This is a genomic window from Achromobacter sp. CF-sbj1-Ac2-l, assembly GCF_052698165.1.
This window is the reverse complement of the sequence record NZ_CP199855.1, coordinates 2,156,380-2,174,156: the sequence shown is the minus strand read 5'-3', so window position 1 is coordinate 2,174,156 and position 17,777 is coordinate 2,156,380. Positions and strand designations below refer to the sequence as shown.

The following is a 17,777-nucleotide window of genomic DNA, read 5'->3' as shown; positions in this document are numbered from 1 at the left end:
CGTTCCGTCACGCCCGCGGCGCAACCGCGCAGCCGGGCGCCGGCGCCGCCTTGCGCGGCAGCGTCAGCGCCCAGAACAGCGTCGCCGCCAGGCTCAGTCCCAGGCCCAGCGCGCACACGCCCAGCCAGCCCGCGCGCGCATAGACGAAGGTCGAGGCGATCGACCCGAGTCCGCTACCCACCGCATAAAACATCATGTAGCCGCCGACCAGCCGGCTGTGCGCCTGCGCGCTGATGGAAAAGATCATGGCCTGGTTGGTCACGTGCAGCGCCTGCGCCGCGATGTCCAGCACCAGCACGCCCAGCGCCAGCGCCCACAGGCTGCGGTCCAGGAAGGCGATCGGCACCCACGCCAGGCACAGCAGCGCCAGGCCCGCGCCGGTGGTCAGTTGCGCATGGCCGCGATCGGCCAGCCGCCCCGCCCGCGCCGCCACCAGCACCCCGGCCACGCCCACCAGCCCGAACGCGCCCACCGCGGTGTGCGTCAGTGAATACGGCGGCGCGCTCAGCGGCAGCACCAGCGCCGTCCAGAACGCGCTGAAGACGGCGAACATCAACAGCGCGATCATGCCGCGCACCCGCAGCACCCGCTCGTGCGCCAGCAGCGTGAACATCGAGCGCAGCAGCGCGCCGTAGCCCAGTCCCGCGGCCGGCAAGGCGCGGCGCGGCAGCCAGCGGGCCAGCGCCAGCGCCAGCAACGCGGCCAGGCTGGCGGACACCAGGTAGACCGCGCGCCATCCCCACAGGTCGGCCACGGCGCCCGCCAGAGTCCGCGCCAGCAGCAGGCCGATCACCACTCCGCCCTGCACCGCGCCGACGACCCGCCCGCGCTCGTGCGGCGCGGCCAGCGCCGCCGACAGCGCCAGCAAGCCCTGGGTCATCGCGGTGCCGAGCAGGCCCAGCGCCAGCATCCCGGCCAGCAGCCACGGCGCGGCGGACGCCAGCGCCACCGCGGCCAGCGCCAGCACCAGCAGCCCCAGTTGCGCCAGCATCAGGCGGCGCCGGTCGAGCAGGTCGCCCAGCGGCACCACCAGCACCAGCGCCAGCGCGCAGCCCAGTTGCGTCGCGGTGACGACGATGCCCACCGCGCCCTCGTCCAGGCGGAACTCGCGGCCCATGGCGTCCAGTAGCGGTTGCGCGTAGTAGACGTTGGCCACGCTCAAGGCGCAGGCCACGGCCAGCAGCAGCACCAGGGCGGCGGGCAGGCGATCGGCGGATGGCGTGGCGGGCGCAGATGCGACAGATGCCGTGGATGCAGCGGATGCCGTGGATGCCGCAGAGGCCGCGGATGCCGTGAGTTCCTTGGACGCCGGCGATGAAGTAGATGAAGGCGATGAAGGAGATGGCGGAGCAGCAGGGGCAGGATCGGTCTGGTCTGGCATGATGGCCTCAAGTGGTTTCATTACAAAACCAGAATGCTAGACCTTGAGGTTTTATAATGCAACCAAACATTCGACATCTTTCCCCGCCGCGATGCGCGGCAAAGGTCAGGACGACATGGTCAAACGCACCAGTCTCGAAGGCGCCGCCTGCCCGGTGGCGCGCGCGCTGGACGCCATCGGCGACTGGTGGTCGCTATTGATCGTGCGCGACGCCTTCGACGGCGTGCGCCGCTTCGGTGAATTCCAGAAAAGCCTCGGCGTGGCCAAGAACATCCTCAGCGACCGCCTGCGCACCCTGGTCGCGCACGACATCCTGGCGGCCGTGCCGGCGTCCGACGGCAGCGCCTACCAGGAATACGTACTGACGGAAAAAGGCCAGGCGCTGTTTCCCGTCATCGTCGGCCTGCGCCAATGGGGCGAAGACCATTACTACGGCCCCGCCGAGCCGCACTCCACACTCATCGACCGCAAGCGCGGCCAGCCGGTGCGGCGCCTGGAGATCCGCGCCCAGGACGGCCGCGCGCTGGCGCCGGACGACACCGTGGTGCGCAAGGTCGGCGCCGACCGCGCCTGACCCTGGCGCCCCCCCGCCATTGGCCGCTCAAGCAGTCGCCGCGCGCGGCGCCCGGCGAGCGGCCCCGCGTCAGGCCGTGGCGGCCTGCGGCCACTGCCCCGTGGCCAACGCGGTCGGCGAATAGCCGCCAAAGCGCCAACGCAGCGCCAGCGCGCCCGGCCTGGCCCGCACCCGCCGCACGTGGACGCGCCACAACCGCTCGGCCCCCGCGAAGGTGGCGATCTCCGGACTGTCCAGGATCACCTCGGCGCGCCCCGACACCTGCAACACGTCGCCGCGCTCGAAATCGATGAACAGCAGCCCGGCGCGCGGATTGAGCACCATGTTGCCCAGCGTATTGAAAAAGCGGTTGCCGGAGAAATCCGGGATCGTCAGCGTGTCGCCGTCGACGCGCACGAACCCCGGCATGCCGCCACGGTGCGAGACGTCGATCCGGCGGCCGGCCTCGTCGGTGTCGGCATAGGTCGCCACGAACAGCGTGTCGGCGCGCGCGATCAGCGCCCGGTCGGCGTCGGCCAGACCGGTCCGCTCGCGCGCCGCCCCCGGAAAACGCAGGGACGGCGAGCGCGAGAAATGGAAATCGCGCGCCTGGATGTACTGCGGGCAGTTGCCGAACGACTCGGCCACCGTGACCGCGAAACGCCTGCCGTCCCAGGCGGTGATGCGGCCGTTCATGCGGTTGCGGCGGCGCGTGTGCAGTTCGATGCCCAGCAGGCCCACCGGCTGGTCCGGCCCCAGGCCGGCGCGCAGCGGATCATCGGCATCCGGCAGCGCGGCCACCTGCAGGGTCTGCGGGTCCGGCGACACGGCGAAGCCCGGCTCGCCCTCCAGCACGCCGGCCCAGGGATCGCCCTGGCCATCGACCGCGCCCGCCACCAGGAACGGCAGTTGCGCGAAGAAGGCGCGGTGCTGGTCCGGCATGTACGGGCGGATCACTTTCGCGCCCACCTGCGCCATGCGCTCGGCCATGCCGATATGCGCCTGCAACCGCAGTTCGCCCGCGTGCCAGGGCGTCGCGGGCGCGGCCGCGGCCGGCTGGCCGGTCGCCGTCGTGGCGGCCGTCGAACCGCCGGCCGGCGCGGCGCCAAGCGGACTCGTCGTGGTCGTATTCATGTCAGGCTCCTTGCGCGCGGGCGCTTGCGTTCACGCCGCCCGCAATCCCACGGGAGACGCCACCATCGGCACGAAGCGCGGCAGCGCCTCGATCCGCGCCAGCCAGTCGCGCACCCGCGGATAATCCGCCAGCGACACGTTGCCTTCCGGCGCATGCGCCACGTAGGTGTAGCAGGCCACGTCGGCCAGCGTCGGCGCGGCGCCGGCCAGGTAGCCGGTGGCCGCGAGCTCCCGCTCCATCACCGCCAGCAAGGCATGCGCGCGCGCCAGCGTGGCCGGCACGTCATACGGGGCGCCGAACACCGTCACCAGCCGCGCCGCGGCCGGGCCGGCCGCCAGCGGGCCGGAGGCGGCCGACAGCCAGCGCTGCACCGCCGCCGCGCCCACCGCGTCCTCGGGCAGCCAGGCTTGGCCGTTGTAGCGCTTGCACAGGTACACCAGGATCGCGGTGGAATCGGCCACCACCACGCCGTTGTCGTCGATCACCGGCACCTGGCCGAACGCGTTCAGCGCCAGGAACTCGGGCCGCTTCTGCGCACCGCTGCGCAGATCGACTTCGACATTGCGGTGCGGCACATCCAGCAGCGACAGCATCAGGGCCACGCGGTGCGAATGGCCGGACAGGGGAAAACTGTAGAACGTCAGGGGAGCGGCGGACATGGGGTATCTCGGATAGAGGAAACAGGCCTCCATCTTGAACCGCCCGCGCCCGCCGGGGAACGGCCACGGCGCGCAAGACACCATTGCCGCCAGTGAAAGGATCAAGCCGGCAGGGCCGCCAGGTCGCGGCGCAGCGCGTCGACGCAGAAGTCGACGAAGCTGCGCACCTTGGCCGAACTCTTGCGCCCTTCCGGATACACCACGTGCACCGGCAGCGGCGCCATTTCGTAGTCGCGCAGCACCACCTGCAAAGCGCCGCTGGCCAGGTCGCGCGCCACCTGGTAGGACACCACCTGGGTCAGCCCCCAGCCCTCGCAGGCCGCCGCCACCGCGGCCTGGAACGAGGTCACCGTCAACTGCGATGCCAGCGGCAGGCGCCGCGGCTGGCCGTCCTGCAGGAAACGCCATTGCGCGCCGCGCCCTTCCATTGCCGCCGTGATGGTGCAAAAGCGCGCCAGCGCGTCGGGGCTGTCGGGCGTGCCGTGGCGCTGCAGGAAGTCGGGCGAGGCACACACCACCCGCCGCACCTGCCCCACCGGCACCGCCGTCAGGGTGGAGTCGGGCAAGGCGCCGATGCGCACCGCCACGTCCACGCCCTCGTCCAGCAGATTCACCACGCGGTCCACCAGCAGGGCGTTCACCGATACCTCGCGGTGCTGGCGCAGGTAGCCCAGCACCGCCGGCATCACGTGCAGTTCACCGAAGCGCGCCGGCGCGGTGATGTGCAGCGACCCGCGCGGCGCCGCCATCGCCCCCGCGGCGGCGTCGTCGGCCTGCTCCACGGCTTCAAGAATGGCGCGGCAGTCGGCCGCGTAGCGCTGGCCGGCTTCGGTCAGGCGCAGGCTGCGGGTGGTGCGCACCAGCAGCAGCGTGCCCAGCCGGCGCTCCAGCGCCGCGACGCTGCGCGTCACGCTCGGCGCCGACATCGCCAGCCGGCGCGCGGCGGCGGCAAAGCTCTGGGCCTCGGCCACCGCCAGGAAGACAGTCATTTCATGGAATCGGTTCAAGGCGCTCGGCCTCCTCGGAAGGGATGCGCGCCGGCAGGCCCGGCATGGCCGGCAGCGCCGCGACGCTGTCGCGCACGCAGCGCCGCACGATATCGGCCAGGGCCGCGGCCACCGGGCCGGGCCGGCCTTGCGCGTGATACAGCGACAGCGACAACGGCGGCAACGACGGCAGGCCCTGCTCGCCCGGCGCCATTACCCGCAACCCGGCGGGCAGCCCCAGCGGCGTGCGCACCATCAGCCCCAGCCCCGCGCTGACCGCCGCCCACAGGCCCGCCAGGCTGGGGCTGATGAAAGCCGAGGTCCAGGCGATGCCGGCGCGGTCCAGGGCATCGGTGGCGCGGCTGCGGAACAGACAGGGCGCCTCGAACGCCACCAGCGGCCAGGCGCCATCGGCATCGCGCGCCAGGCCCGTCGCGGCCGGACCGATCCAGCACAGCGGCAGTTCAGCCAGCCGCTGGCCATGCGGCCGCGCCGCGTCATGGTCCCAGGCCAGCGCCAGGTCCAGTTCGCCCGCCGCCACGCGTTCGAGCAGCTCGGCATTGCGCGCCACCCGCGCTTCGATCCGCACCTGCGGATGGGCGCGGGCGAACTGGCCCAGCACGCGCGGCAGCAGGATCTCGCCGAAATCCTCCTGCAGCCCCAGGCGCACCCGCCCCTGCAAGCGCGTGCCGCGCACCGCCACCGAAGCCTGATCGTTCAGATCCAGCAGCCGGCGCGCGTACGCCAGCATGGTCTCGCCCGCGTCGGTCAGCGCCAGGCCGCGACCGGCCTTGCGCAGCAGCAGCACGCCAGCCTGTTCCTCGAGTTTTTTCAACTGCGCGCTGACGGCCGAAGTCGAGCGCCCGAGGCGGTCGGCCGCGCGGCCGAAGCTGCCCAGCTCCACCCCCGCGACGAAGCTGCGCAGCACGTCCAGGTCAAAGGTGACAGGCCTGATCATCCTGTTTTTCAAAACCTTTAATTAAAAATTTCCCGATTTTCAGAATGATGTTACGGGCGCAGACTTTGCCGCGTCAATCCCATCTGGAACCGTCATGTCCCTGCCCGCCTCCGCGCTCTCCGCCCCAACCCCTGCCGTGCGCCCCACCCACCGCTGGAAGGTGCTGGCGGTGGGGGTGGCCGCCAATGCTGCCTTCTCCGCGGCGGCGGCCGGCCTGCCCGCCACCGCCGTCTTCCTGCGCGCGGACTATCAACTGGACAACGACGCCCTGGGCCTGGCGCTCGGCGTGCTCGGCCTGGGCGTGGCGTTGTTCGAGCTGCCCTGGGGCCTGCTGGCCGACCGCTGGGGCGACCGGCCGGTGCTGCTGGGCGGCCTGGGCGCGACGGCCGCGGCGCTGGCCTGGATGAGTCTGTTCGCCGCGCCGGCCCACGGCGTCGCGCCCGCCTTGTGGCTGCTGGCGCTGGGCCTGCTGCTGGTGGGCGTGATGGGCGGCAGCGTCAACGGCGCCAGCGGTCGCGCGGTGATGGCGTGGTTCGACGAAGGCGAGCGCGGCCTGGCGATGAGCATCCGCCAGACCGCCGTGCCGCTGGGCGGCGGACTGGGCGCGCTGGTGCTGCCCTGGCTGGCGTCGCGGGCCGGTTTCGGCGCGGTCTTCGGCCTGCTGGCCGGCCTGTGCGCGGGCGCCGCGCTGCTGACGCTGGGATGGCTGCGCGAGCCGGATCGGGCGCACCCCGCCACGGCGGCCGGCTCCACCGCAGCCTCCCACGCCGGCGACAACACCCCGACAACCTCCCCGCGCTCCCGAGCCGCCACCCACACGCCGATCGCCGCCGCGTCGAGCCCCCTGCGCGACGCCAGGGTATGGCGCGCGGCGGTGGCGATCGGCCTGCTCTGCTGCCCGCAATTCGCGGTGCTGACGTTCGCCACCGTATTCCTGCATGACTTCAGCGGCGCCGGCATCGCCACGCTGACCGCCGTGATGGTGGCGGTGCAACTGGGCGCCATGGTGGCGCGCATCGCCGGCGGCCGCTGGACCGACCGCCACGGCAATCGCCGCGCCTACCTGCGCGGCTGCGTCTGGCTGGGCTGTGTGTTGTTCGTGGCGCTGGCGGCCGCGGCCTGGCTCCAGGGCGCGATCCCCGGTAACCGCGCGGCGCTGCTGGCCGTGCCCGTGCTGCTGGCCGCCGCCGGCATCTGCGCCTCGGCCTGGCACGGCGTGGCCTACACCGAACTGGCCACGCTGGCCGGCGCCGCCCGCGCCGGCACCGCGCTGGGGCTGGCCAACACCTGCGTCTACCTGGGATTGTTCCTGACGCCGCTGGCGCTGCCGCGGCTGGTGGCGGCCGCGTCCTGGCCGCTGGCCTGGCTGGCCGCCGGCGGCGCCATGCTGGCAATCTTGCCGCTGTTGCCGCGACCGGCACGGCCGTGAATGCGCGTCGACCGGCACGCATCGACCAACGCCGCCGCTAGTCCTTGAATTCCTGCCGCAGCCACGCCAGGAACGCCTTGACCGGCGGATGGCGCTCGCGCCCCGGCGCGCACAGCGCGGTGTAGGCCGCGCCGACCACGCTGACCTCGGGACGCAGCGGCACCAGCGTGCCGGCCGCGACACTATCCGAAACCATGACCGAACTGGCCAGCACCAGTCCCTGGCCCGCGATGGCCGCCTGCAACGCGTAGTGCTCTTCCGCATAGGCGTGCAGCGCCGCCGGTTTGCGCCAGGCCGGCAGCCCGGCCGCCTCGCACCACTGCAGCCAGCCCTCGTCATACAGCGCCGAATCGCGCCAGCGCACGGTCACCAGCGCGGGGCGCGCCCGCCGCGCCTGCGCCACCACCGCGGGCGCGCCGTAGACCCCGAACCGCTCCTGCAGCGTGCACGCCGCGTGCAGCAGGGGATAGCGCTGGCGGCTGTAGCGGATCGCCACGTCGACGCTGGCGTCCTGCAGCAGGTCGATCGTCTCGGCCTGCGCCTGCAGGCGCAATTGGTATTGCGGATAGGCCTGGTAGAAGCGGCCCAGCCGCGGCACCAGCCAGAGCGCCGCGAACGAATGCGTGGTGGACAGCGTCAGCGCGCCGGCCGCGCTGGCCGGCCGCAGCGCATCCAGCGTCTGGGCGATATCCAGCAAGGCGCCGTGCGCGCTGGCGAACAGCCGCGCGCCGGCGTCGGTCAGGCGCACGCCCTGCGGCACCCGGTCGAACAAGGCCACGCCGGCGTGGCGCTCCAGCGCCTTGATCTGATGCGAAACCGCCGTGGGCGTCACGGCCAGCTCGGCCGCGGCCGCCTTGAAGCTGCGCAAGCGCGCGGCGGCCTCGAAGGCGCGCAGGGCGGTGACCGGCAGGGAAGCAAACATGGCGCGCCATCCAGATGAATTCAACTCATCTTAGCCAAGAAATCCTCGTTTGTCCCGATGCGCGCCGCTGCGTAAATTTTGCCTCGTATCTTCCCTTTTCGTTTCACTCATCGAGGCATCCAAACATGAATACAGCTCATCAATCCAAGCGCCTGCTGATCCTGGCCGGCAGCCCTCGCCGCGACGGCAACAGCGCCGCGCTCGGCGCCGCGGCGCAACGCGGCGCGCAGGCCGCCGGCAGCCACGCCAGCCTGCTGTTCCTGGACGACTACATCAAAGGCTTCCTGCCGGACCTGCGCCATGCCTCGGCGCCCGACGACCGCTACGCCGAGCTGTTCCTGGAACACTTTCTGCCCGCCGACGGCGTGCTGTTCTGCACCCCGCTCTACTGGTACGGCATGTCGGCGCAGACCAAGGCATTCTTCGACCGCTCGTTCACGCATTACGCCGGCACCGGCCCCGAACCCGAGGCGGTCAAGGCGCGCATGGCCGGCAAGCGCCTGGCCCTGGCGGTGGCGTCCGAGGAAACCTATCCCGGCGCGATCCTGGGCGTGGTGCACCAGGTGCAGGAATTCGCGCGCTACACCCTCGCCGATTTCGTCGGGGTGGTCCACGGCGCCGGCAACAGCCGCGGCGAGATCGCGGCGGATCCCCGCAATCCGTTGCTGGCGGCCGAAACGCTGGGCGCGGAGTTCTTCACGCGGAAATACTCGGACTATCGGCTAGAGACGCCACGCAGTCACAACGTATGGGCGTCGCCCCCGCCAGCCGCCGCTCCCCGCGGCTGAGCCAGCCCAGGGCGATCGGCCACAGCGTGTCGCGAAAGCGGTCATGGAAAAAGGCGAAATGGCCGATCGCGTCCAACCCCAGCGAGGCCGGCGCCAGACGCAGGTGGGTGCGGGCGCTGCCGGTGAAATACGCCAGCAGCCGGGCGATGGCGGCCTCGGTGCCGAATTCGTCATCGGTGACGCTGAGCGCCAGGATCGGGGCGGTCACCGCCGCCATCGCGGCGACGCGGCGATCCGGCCCGCCGCGCCCCTCGAAGCGCGCGCCCATGAAACTCCAGTCACGCACCACCCCGCGCGGCGTGTCCTCCAGCCAGCCCAGCCGACGCCCGGGGAAGTAACCCAGGCAGGCGGCCAGCAGCGGCATCACCACATGCCACTTGGCCAGCATGCGCAGGCGCTGGCCGGCGGCGTAATCGCGCCAGTAGGCATATTGCGCCCCCATGGTGAAAATCCGCCGCAACCCGCTGGCCGACGGCGCCAGCCCGGTGACGAAGCCGCCGATGCTGTGCGCCACCACGTCCACCGGCTGGCCCGGAAAATGGTGGCGCACATACCCCAGCACCGCTTCGAAATCCTTCTCGCCCCAATCCATCCAGGACGCCCGGAAACCGCGCAGCGACGCCGGACGCGACTCGCCGATGCCGCGATAGTCGTAGGTCAGCACATCGAAACCGTGTTGGTGCAGGTAGGCCGCGAAGCGCGCGTAATAGCGGCAGCGCACCGAGGTGGCGGCATTGATGACCACCACCGGACGCGGGCCGGCCGGATCGGGGTCGGCGTGGCGCCACACGTAGCCTCCCAGCGGCACGCCGTCCGCGGCGCGCAGCGTGATGCGTTGCGAGTCCATCTTCACATTCCCATGAATCAATCAATACGGCGTCAACGGACGCCACATGAAGCGATTAAATCCGGTAAAAACTCCTGATTCAACCGATCATTCATCGCTCATTACATGAGCTGTAGGAATGTCACTCGGCCGGTTTGCGGGCCGCCGATCGACGCAGCACGCCGGGCGGACTGCCATAGACCTGCTTGAACACGCGCGTCAGGTGCGCCTGGTCGGCAAAGCCCACCGCCAGCGCCGCCTCGGCCAGCGGCAGCCCGCCGCGCAGCAGCGCGCGGGCGCGCGCCACCCGCCAATTGCGCAGCCAGGCCTGCGGCGGCAGACCGTAGCGGCGCGCGAACTGCTTGACCAGGGTGCTGCGGTGGCGGCCATCGGCCCGCGCCAGCGCCTCCAGGTCGGGCGCGCAGGCGGGATCGGCCCGCATCCTTTGCCACAGCAGTTCGCACACGTCGGCGCCATCTCGCGCCGCCTCGGCGGGCGCTCGCCCATGCGCCGCCAACAGCCGGAACAGCGCCGCCGACAGGTCGCCGCGGCGCGCCGCGTCATCGGTATGGTCAGGCGCCAGCGCGGCCAGCCATTGCGCGCACAGGGACGCGTCGCGAATCACCGGCCCGGGCAGGTCCAATCCGCCCTCGCGCAGCGCCAGGGCGTGCTGCTGGAACCAGGCCGGCTCGATGTACGCCATGCGGTAGGCGAGCAGGCCGGCCGACGTGCCGCCGGTATGCACCTGGCCCGGCGCGATCACTACCAGATCGCCCTCGCCCGCCTCGAAGGGGCGGCCGTGCACCGTGAAGGCGCAGCGCCCGCGCGCGATGGCGCCGATCGACCAGGCGTCGTGGAAATGCGCGTCGTACCGGTAGGCGCGCAGGTCGGCGATCAGCACATCGCCGGGCAGGCCGGCGCCGCAATGCCAGATATGTTGGGAAACCGCCATCGGAAAACCGCCAGTGAAAAACGCTCGGGCGCGGCCTCGGCAAGCCCGGCCACTGGCGACAGGCTACCCGAAATAGTCCCCTTCCGCGGCCAACGACCGCGCCAGCAGCCACGCATTGCGCGGATGCTCGCCCACCCGCCGGACCGCATACGGCCACCAGTCCGCCCCGAATGGCAGGTACACCCGGACGGCGTAGCCCAGGCGCCGCAGCGCCAGTTGCCAATCGGGCCGCACGCCATAGAGCATCTCGAACTCGAACTCGTCCGCCCCCCACCCCCGCTCGCGCGCCAAGGCCATGATGGCGCCGGCCAGGCGGTCGTCATGGGTGCCGAAGACCGGAAGGAAGCCGGCCGCGCGCGCCTGGGGCGACAGCATGATGGCGGCCGCGTCCAGATAGGCCTGGTCGATATGGGCGCGGCCGGCATGATCCAGCGCGCGTTCCGGGAACGCCCCCTTGACCAGCCGCAGCGAGGTGCGCTGGCCGATGGCCCAGGCCAGGTCGACCGGCGTGCGGCGTCGGCGCGCCTGCAGCGTCAGGCCGGCGGGCAGGCCGGCGCCCAGCAGTTCCGCGTGCAAGGCGCAGGTGCGTTCGCGCAGGCCCGAGTCCTCCATGTCCAGCACCACCCAGTCGCGCCCGCCACCCGCGGCCTGGCGCGCCGCCGCCGCGATGCGCCGGGCATTGCCGCGCCCCAGCGCATCGTCGCGCATGTAGCCAATGGCGGTGGGATCGATCGACACGTGCACGTCCAGCCCCGCCCGGCCCAGCGCGGCGCAGGCCTGCATGGCCTGCTGCGTGTTGTGTTCGATCGCCGCCGGGTCGGCCACGTATTCGCCCAGGTAGAACAGCGAAGCGCGGATGCCGTGCGCCTCGCGCAGCCGCGCGGCGGTGCGCACCGCCGCCTCGACATCGGCGCCGCCGACGAAGCGGCGCGCCAGCGAGGTGCGCGCGGCCAGCGCGCGCATGGCGCGCCCGGCGCCCGGGCTGCGCGCCAGGGCGATGGCGGTTTTCTGGAAAAGACTCATGGGCTCTCCGTTCAAAGAGAGCCACTATGCGGCGCCGGCCTCGTCCCGTCTTGAACGGGAGTGAACCGCGCCGGCGCGCGTCACGCCTTGCCGGCAGCCAGCGCGGCGGCCCGGGCGCGGCCGAACAGCGGCCGCTGCACCGTCTGCGCCAGCAGCACGCCCAGCAAGGTCACCGCGCCGCCCAGCAAGTGGTAGGAATGCAGCTGCTCGCGCAGCAACACGAACGCGGCCAGCGCGGTGAACAACGGCAGCAGGTTGATGAAGATGCTGCAGCGGTTCGGCCCCAGGCGGTGCACGCCCTCGATCCACAGGAACGACAGCAGCACCGAAGAGAAAATGCCGGCATACAGGATCAGCGGAATCGTCTTCATGTCCAGCGCCGCCTGCGCGGCCGGCACCCGCAGGTACAGCGGCAGCATGTACAGCAGCGCGAAAATCGACTGCACGAAGGTCGACTGCCACGCCGGCAGCGGCACTTTCCAGTGGCGCAGCAGCACGCCGTACAACGCGTAGGAAAACGCCGCCATCAGCATCAGGCCGTCGCCCACGTGGATGCCGTGCTGAAACACGCTCAGCATCTCGCCCTGCCCCACCAGGTACAGCAGGCCCAGGAATGACAGCGCGCCGCCGGCCGCCATGCCCAGGGTCAGCGGATCGCGCAGGATGACCACGCTCAGCAGCATGCTCAGCAGCGGGATCAACGCGGTCAGGATCGCCATGTTGGTGGCGGTGGTGGTCTCGGCGGCGCGGTACGACAGCGCCTGGAACAGCGCCGACGACAGTCCGCCGTACAGCGCCAGCTTGGGCCAGTGGCGCAGGATCACATGGCGGTTGCGCCAGGCCGGCACGGCCGTGAACAGGCCCATGATCGCCAGCGCCAGGATCAGCCGGTAGAACGTGATGGCGGTGGGCGAAATGGCGCTGGCCGCCATCTTCGAGACGATGACATTGCCCGCCCAGAACAGGATGGCGAACAATGGAAACAGGTAGGACATGATGGGTTCACTCGCGGAAGGGGAATCGGCTCTCCGCCGCGGCGCGCGGCGCCGCGCAGGTGGCGGATGACCGGTATCCTATTGAGCGTGCGAGCGCCCGTCTGCCGATGAACAGGCAGGGACTATCTTGAAATGGACATTCCCGAGGCCGCCATATCCCAGGCCGTCGTGGGCGGCGAATGCAGCCCTGGGAAGCAGAGACCCAGGCAGCCGAGGCCCGGGAAATACAGGCCCGCGAAGTGCCGACCCGCGAAGCGCAGCCCCCCCGCGGCGCGGCCCCACCCTCACGGTCTGAACGGCAGCGGATCCAGCGGCGTATCCAGCCCCGCCATCTGCGCCGTCAGCAGCGCCGCGCTGCCGCAGGCCAGGGTGAAGCCAAGCGCGCCCTGGCCGATGTTCAGCCACAGGTTGTCGGCGGCGGAACTGCGTCCGATCAGCGGTTTGCCGGTGGGCGTGGCCGGGCGCAGCCCGGCCCAGGGAATCGCCTGCGCCAGGTCGAGCGCCGGAAACGCCTCGCGCACCTGGCGCTTGAGCAGCGCGATGCGGGCCGGATCGATGTCGGCATTGGCGCTGCCGATGTCCACCATGGCCGCGATCCGCAGCACCCCGCCGACCCGCGCATAGACGATGCGGCGCTCGTAGTCGGTGACGCTGATGCGCGGCGCCACGGTATCGTCGTCCGCCAGCGGCACGGTCAGGCTGTAGCCCTTGAGCGGATACAGCGGCACATCGTGGCCCAGCGGTCGCAGCAAGGCGCGCGTGCCGATGCCCGTGGCCAGCACCACCGCGTCGGCGCCGATGTCGCCGTCCTGGGCGTGCACCGCGACGATGCGCCTGCCCTCGCGCTGCAGGCCGGCGACGGGATTGGACATGGCGCAATGCACGTTGGGCAGCGCTTGCAGCCGCTCGAACAGCGCCTGCGTGAATTGGCGGCAGTCGCCCGCCTCTTCGCTCGGGGTGTAGATGGCGCCGGCCAGGCTGGCGCCCATGCCGGCCAGCGCCGGCTCGCGCTGCAACGTCTGGGCGGCGTCCAGCACCTGCTGCTCGGCGCCGTGGGCCGCCTGGTAGGCGACCAGCGCGCGCGCCTTGTCCAGCAGGGCCGCGCTGCGGTAGGCGATCAGCTTGCCGTTGCGCAGATGGCCGAATTCCAGGTTTTCCTGTTCCAGCAAGGCATGCATGGCGTCGCGGCTGAGAAAGGACAGCGCCTGCAATTGCGCGGTGGACTCGCGCGCCACCGAGGCGCGACAGGCCAGCGCGAAGCGCAGGCACCAGCGCCACTGATGCGGGTCCAGCCGCGGCCGGAAACGCAGCGGCGAATCCTCGCGCAGCAGCCAGCCCGGCACGCTCGGCAACACGCCCGGCCCGGCCAGCGGCGCGACGTAGCTGTAGCTGAGCTGGCCGCCGTTGGCGTAGCTGGAAACCTCGGCCGGATGGGCGTGGCTGTCGACCAGCACGACCTCGTGGCCCTGGCGGGCAAGGAAATAAGCCGAGGTCACGCCCACGACCCCGGCGCCGATCACGCATACCCGCATAGCCTGCATCCCGATAAGAAAATGGCGACGGTCTTATTCTGAAGCGGGGGACGGATGACCGCAAATCACCAAAGCCCCAGCACCCATAACCGCGGCTCATGGACGGCGCTCATGGCCCGGCCTCGCCGCCAAACGTCACGCCCACGGCCACCGGCGAGCCGCCGGCGCCGCCGTCAGGCGGCGCGATGCAGCCTGATGATGGCCGCGGCGGTCGGATCGCGCACCAGGTCCGCCAGGGTATAGCCATTGAGCGCGTCGTAGAACGCCTGCAGGGTCTGCGCCAGCACCCCCGCCAGGCGGCAGGCGCCGTCCAGCGCACAGGGCGGCTCGCGGCAGTCGATCAGCGGGCCCTGCTGTTCCAGTTCGCGCACCAGGTCGCCCAGCCGGTACTCGCCGGCCGGGCGCGCCAGCGCCAGGCCGCCACCCTTGCCGCGCGCCGTGCTGACCCAGCCGCGCTGCGACATGAAATGCACCACCTTGACCAGGTGGTTGCGCGACAGGTCGAAGCGCGTGGCGATCTCCGGAATGGTGACCGCCGCGGGCCGGTCGCGGCACTGCGTCAGATACATCAGCACGCGCAGGCCGAAGTCGGTGAATCGGGTCAGTTGCATGGGCGCCAGGATACACCGGTCAGGCCGGCGCGCCGCCGCTGCCGAAGGCCTCGGCGTGGATGCGGTCCGGCGCCACGCCCAGCGCCAGCAGCGTTTCGCGCTGCGCCCGCATGAAACCGGACGGGCCGCACAGGTAGTAATCGGCATCCGGCACGATGGCCTCGTCGCGGATGGCGCGCAGGTCGACCCGGCCATGATGGTCGTAGTCGCGGCCCGGGCGGTCGGCGTCACCGACTTGCTCGTAGAACACCGCCTTGCGCACGTTGCCGCGGCTCGCGGCGATGTCGTTGACGTGGTCTTTCATGGCGTGCACCGCCTGGTTGCGACAGCCATGCACAAAGCGGATCTGGCGCGGATCGTCCGTCGCCACCAAGTGGTTCAGGATCGACACCATGGGCGTCAGCCCGACCCCGCCGCTCAGCAGCACCACCGGCGCGTCGCCGTCCTCGCGCAGGTGGAAGTCGCCCTGCGGCGGCGCCACGTCCAGCACGCCGCCTTCCTCCAGGCGGTCGTGCAGCGCATTGGACACGCGTCCGGCCGGACCGTGCGCGCCGCCCGCTTCGCGCTTGACCGAGATCCGCAGGCGGTCCTGGCCCGGCGCGTCCGACAGGCTGTACTGACGCGGCTGCATCAATCCCAGCTCCGGCACGTAGACGCGCACCGACACATACTGGCCGGGGAGATAGGCCGGCACCGCGCCGCCATCGGCCGGCGCCAGGTAGAACGAGGTGATCTCGGCGCTTTCGGGCTGCTTGCCGACCACGCGGAACGCGCGCCAGCCGGTCCAGCCGCCCGGTTTGGCGGCCGACTCGGCGTACAACCGCGCCTCGGCGGCGATCAGCATGTCGGCCAACTGGCCATAGGCGGCGGCCCAGGCGTCGACCAGTTCATCGGTGGCGGCCTCGCCCAGCACTTCGCGGATCGAGGCCAGCAGGTGCTTGCCGACAATGGCGTAGTGCTCGGGCCGGATGCCCAGGCTGACGTGCTTGTGAACGATGCGCGTCACCACCGGCGCCAGCACCGACGGGTCGTCGATATGCTCGGCGTAGGCCGCGACCGCGCCGGCCAACGCCTGCTGCTGCTCGCCGCCCGCCTGGTGCCCCTGGTTGAAGATGTGCTTGAGTTCCGGATTGTGCTGGAACATGCGCGCGTAGAAATGGCGCGTCAGGGCCTCGCCATGGGTTTTCAGGACGGGGGCCGTGGCCTTGACCAGGACGCGGATCTGCGGGCTCAACATTGACTGCTCCTTGCGCTGCGGACGGCGCCTGGGCCATCCTTTTTAAAGATTCATTAATAATACATGTTTAAAAAGGAGGCGCAAAATCCGCGCCCGCCGGGGCCGCCCCACGGATCACCGCCCCACGGTTACACTGCGCCTTTGACGCAACACCACAAAGGTTCCCCCATGAGCACCGCTACGCTCAAGACCCGCCTCTCCGACGCCGTCAAGGACGCCATGCGCGCCAAGGCGGCCGAGCGCCTCGCCACCCTGCGTTTCCTGCTGGCCGCCGTCAAGCAGAAGGAAGTCGACGAACGCCGCGACCTGACCGACGCCGAGATCACCGCCATCATCGAGAAGCAGGTCAAGCAGCGCCGCGAATCCATCGCCGCGTTCGAGCAGGCCGGCCGCACCGAGACCGCCGAGCAGGAAAAGGCCGAACTGGTCGTGCTGCAGGAATTCCTGCCGCAGGCCGCCACGCCCGAGGAAGTGTCTGCCGCCATCGACGCCGCGCTGGCCGAAGTGGCCGCGCAGGGCGTCACCGGCGCCCCGGCCATGGGCAAGGTCATGGCGCTGCTCAAGCAGTCGCTGGCCGGCCGCGCCGACATGACCGCCCTGTCGCAGCAGGTCAAGGGCCGGCTCGCCTGAGCATGGCCGGCGCCGCCGACACGCTGGACGCCCTGGCCCCGCCGCTGCGCGGGGCGATCGGCGACTGCGTGGCGGCGATCAACCTGGCGCGGCAGCATTTCGAGTCGCGCTATGACGCCACCCTGTCCGATCCGCTGCAGGCCGACCCCGCGGCCCTGCGCCGCCTGTCGGACGCCATCGCGCCCGTGATCGAACGCCTGGCTGCCGAGCCGGACAACGGCCACGGCTGGGGCGCGGGCGGCGGCTCGGCGCTGGGCTACCGCGAGCCGCGCCCAGTGACGCTGGGCCTGTGGCGCGGCAGCCATGGCCGCCCCGGCGACGCCGATGGCACGCTGGATTACACCCGCTGCCTGTACCTGCTGTTCCAGGCCACCCGCCTGGCGCCCGCCGCGATGGCGCAGGCCATCGCGCCGATGCGCGACGACATCGTCTTCAATCACATCACCCTGCACATCATCGAAGACGCGCTGGCACTGGCCCTGCACTCGGGCGCCAGCCAGGCGGCGCGCGCCGCCGCGGCCGAACCCTACATCCAGCAGTTGCGCGTCACCCATATCTTCCGCGAGGAAGACAACCGCTACCAGGGCTACCGCATCCTGCTGCGCGACGCGGCCGACCATGGCGACGCCGCCGCCGCGCTCAAGCTGCTGCCCCAGTGCAACACGCGCAGCGAGCGCCACGAAATCGATACGATCAAGAGTCGGCTGGTGGCCGCCGTCAGCGCCCGCGACGGCCTGCAGGCCGCGCTCGATCTGTGCGCCAACAAGCGCATCGGCCCGGCCTGCCGCGAATATGCGCTGCAGCCTTTCATCGACGCCGGCGACTACGACGCGCTGCGGGCCGCGCTGGCGCAACACCCCGATCTGGCCACGCCCGACAACGGCGACGGCCTGAGTGTCCTGGTGCCCGCCTTCTGCGTCCGAGAAAAAGGCGCCGGCGCCTCGCGCGATAGCCAGGAATTCGACGCCCTGTTCGCGCGCGTCGATGCCATGGATCCCAGGCTCAAGCACGGCGACGCGCGGCTGCGCGACTGGCTGCTGCTGGAACTGGGACTGGCCTGCGCCAACGACCCGGCCTACGTCGCCCGCTGCCGCAAGGCCATCAAGAACGCCTCGATCAAGCGCGAACTCGACGCCGCCTGACAGCGCGCGCTGCCCCCG

Annotated in this window: 18 protein-coding genes; 5 read left to right on the top strand and 13 right to left on the bottom strand. The window is 71.3% G+C overall.

Annotated elements, in window-relative coordinates; translation table 11 throughout:
* Positions 1–7: 7 nt before the first annotated feature.
* Entirely contained in the window at positions 8–1,204 is a 1,197-nt protein-coding gene (locus ACUDCK_RS09980) for an MFS transporter (protein WP_175167713.1), read from the bottom strand.
* A 292-nt stretch (positions 1,205–1,496) separates the two neighbouring features.
* On the opposite strand from ACUDCK_RS09980, the gene ACUDCK_RS09975 reads away from it, so the two are divergent.
* Positions 1,497–1,955, top strand: a complete 459-nt coding sequence (locus ACUDCK_RS09975) for a winged helix-turn-helix transcriptional regulator (RefSeq protein WP_054503970.1) — start codon at positions 1,497–1,499, stop codon at positions 1,953–1,955.
* Positions 1,956–2,024: 69 nt separating this feature from the next.
* Here the strand turns inward: ACUDCK_RS09975 and ACUDCK_RS09970 are convergent, their stop codons facing one another.
* The 4 genes from ACUDCK_RS09970 to ACUDCK_RS09955 all read right to left on the bottom strand — a co-directional run bounded on the left by ACUDCK_RS09970 (position 2,025) and on the right by ACUDCK_RS09955 (position 5,669).
* Positions 2,025–3,068: a pyridoxamine 5'-phosphate oxidase family protein gene (locus tag ACUDCK_RS09970; RefSeq protein WP_240317318.1), complete on the bottom strand. Its 1,044-nt coding sequence runs from the start codon at positions 3,066–3,068 to the stop codon at positions 2,025–2,027.
* Positions 3,069–3,098: 30 nt separating this feature from the next.
* Positions 3,099–3,728, bottom strand: coding sequence for a glutathione S-transferase family protein (locus tag ACUDCK_RS09965; RefSeq protein WP_020927112.1), 630 nt, complete (start codon positions 3,726–3,728; stop codon positions 3,099–3,101).
* 101 nt (positions 3,729–3,829) lie between these two features.
* Positions 3,830–4,717: a LysR family transcriptional regulator gene (locus ACUDCK_RS09960; RefSeq protein WP_080684470.1), complete on the bottom strand. Its 888-nt coding sequence runs from the start codon at positions 4,715–4,717 to the stop codon at positions 3,830–3,832.
* 1 nt (position 4,718) lies between these two features.
* On the bottom strand, positions 4,719–5,669 hold the full coding sequence (locus ACUDCK_RS09955; RefSeq protein ID WP_244976922.1) for a LysR substrate-binding domain-containing protein: 951 nt from the start codon (positions 5,667–5,669) through the stop codon (positions 4,719–4,721).
* 97 nt (positions 5,670–5,766) lie between these two features.
* Between ACUDCK_RS09955 and ACUDCK_RS09950 the strand changes: the two genes are divergently transcribed.
* Positions 5,767–7,101: an MFS transporter gene (locus ACUDCK_RS09950; RefSeq protein WP_175167696.1), complete on the top strand. Its 1,335-nt coding sequence runs from the start codon at positions 5,767–5,769 to the stop codon at positions 7,099–7,101.
* 37 nt (positions 7,102–7,138) lie between these two features.
* Here ACUDCK_RS09950 and ACUDCK_RS09945 read toward each other — a convergent pair whose 3' ends face one another.
* Positions 7,139–8,023, bottom strand: coding sequence for a LysR substrate-binding domain-containing protein (locus ACUDCK_RS09945; protein ID WP_175167695.1), 885 nt, complete (start codon positions 8,021–8,023; stop codon positions 7,139–7,141).
* Positions 8,024–8,148: 125 nt separating this feature from the next.
* Between ACUDCK_RS09945 and ACUDCK_RS09940 the strand changes: the two genes are divergently transcribed.
* Complete coding sequence (locus ACUDCK_RS09940; protein WP_175167694.1) at positions 8,149–8,811, top strand: flavodoxin family protein; 663 nt, start codon at positions 8,149–8,151, stop codon at positions 8,809–8,811.
* Here ACUDCK_RS09940 and ACUDCK_RS09935 read toward each other — a convergent pair.
* From ACUDCK_RS09935 to hmpA, 7 genes are all read right to left on the bottom strand, one after another.
* Positions 8,720–9,658, bottom strand: coding sequence for an alpha/beta hydrolase family protein (locus tag ACUDCK_RS09935; RefSeq protein ID WP_049074866.1), 939 nt, complete (start codon positions 9,656–9,658; stop codon positions 8,720–8,722). The genes ACUDCK_RS09940 and ACUDCK_RS09935 overlap by 92 nt on opposite strands.
* A 121-nt stretch (positions 9,659–9,779) precedes the next feature.
* A complete protein-coding gene (locus ACUDCK_RS09930) occupies positions 9,780–10,589 on the bottom strand; it encodes a helix-turn-helix transcriptional regulator (protein ID WP_049074868.1) in 810 nt (269 codons plus the stop codon).
* A 63-nt stretch (positions 10,590–10,652) separates the two neighbouring features.
* Complete coding sequence (locus ACUDCK_RS09925) at positions 10,653–11,612, bottom strand: proline dehydrogenase family protein (RefSeq protein WP_049074869.1); 960 nt, start codon at positions 11,610–11,612, stop codon at positions 10,653–10,655.
* A gap of 80 nt (positions 11,613–11,692) precedes the next feature.
* Positions 11,693–12,607: a DMT family transporter gene (locus ACUDCK_RS09920; protein WP_049074872.1), complete on the bottom strand. Its 915-nt coding sequence runs from the start codon at positions 12,605–12,607 to the stop codon at positions 11,693–11,695.
* A 284-nt stretch (positions 12,608–12,891) separates the two neighbouring features.
* The gene (locus ACUDCK_RS09915) at positions 12,892–14,139 is read right to left on the bottom strand and encodes a D-amino acid dehydrogenase (RefSeq protein ID WP_054503808.1); all 1,248 of its coding nucleotides are present in this window, start codon (positions 14,137–14,139) and stop codon (positions 12,892–12,894) included.
* A gap of 173 nt (positions 14,140–14,312) precedes the next feature.
* A complete protein-coding gene (locus ACUDCK_RS09910; RefSeq protein ID WP_054503809.1) occupies positions 14,313–14,750 on the bottom strand; it encodes an Rrf2 family transcriptional regulator in 438 nt (145 codons plus the stop codon).
* 19 nt (positions 14,751–14,769) lie between these two features.
* A complete protein-coding gene (gene hmpA / locus ACUDCK_RS09905; protein ID WP_175167693.1) occupies positions 14,770–15,987 on the bottom strand; it encodes an NO-inducible flavohemoprotein in 1,218 nt (405 codons plus the stop codon).
* A 168-nt stretch (positions 15,988–16,155) separates the two neighbouring features.
* On the opposite strand from hmpA, the gene ACUDCK_RS09900 reads away from it, so the two are divergent.
* Complete coding sequence (locus ACUDCK_RS09900) at positions 16,156–16,617, top strand: GatB/YqeY domain-containing protein (RefSeq protein WP_054503811.1); 462 nt, start codon at positions 16,156–16,158, stop codon at positions 16,615–16,617.
* 2 nt (positions 16,618–16,619) lie between these two features.
* Positions 16,620–17,759: a hypothetical protein gene (locus tag ACUDCK_RS09895; protein WP_116792074.1), complete on the top strand. Its 1,140-nt coding sequence runs from the start codon at positions 16,620–16,622 to the stop codon at positions 17,757–17,759.
* The last annotated feature ends 18 nt before the right edge of the window (positions 17,760–17,777 follow it).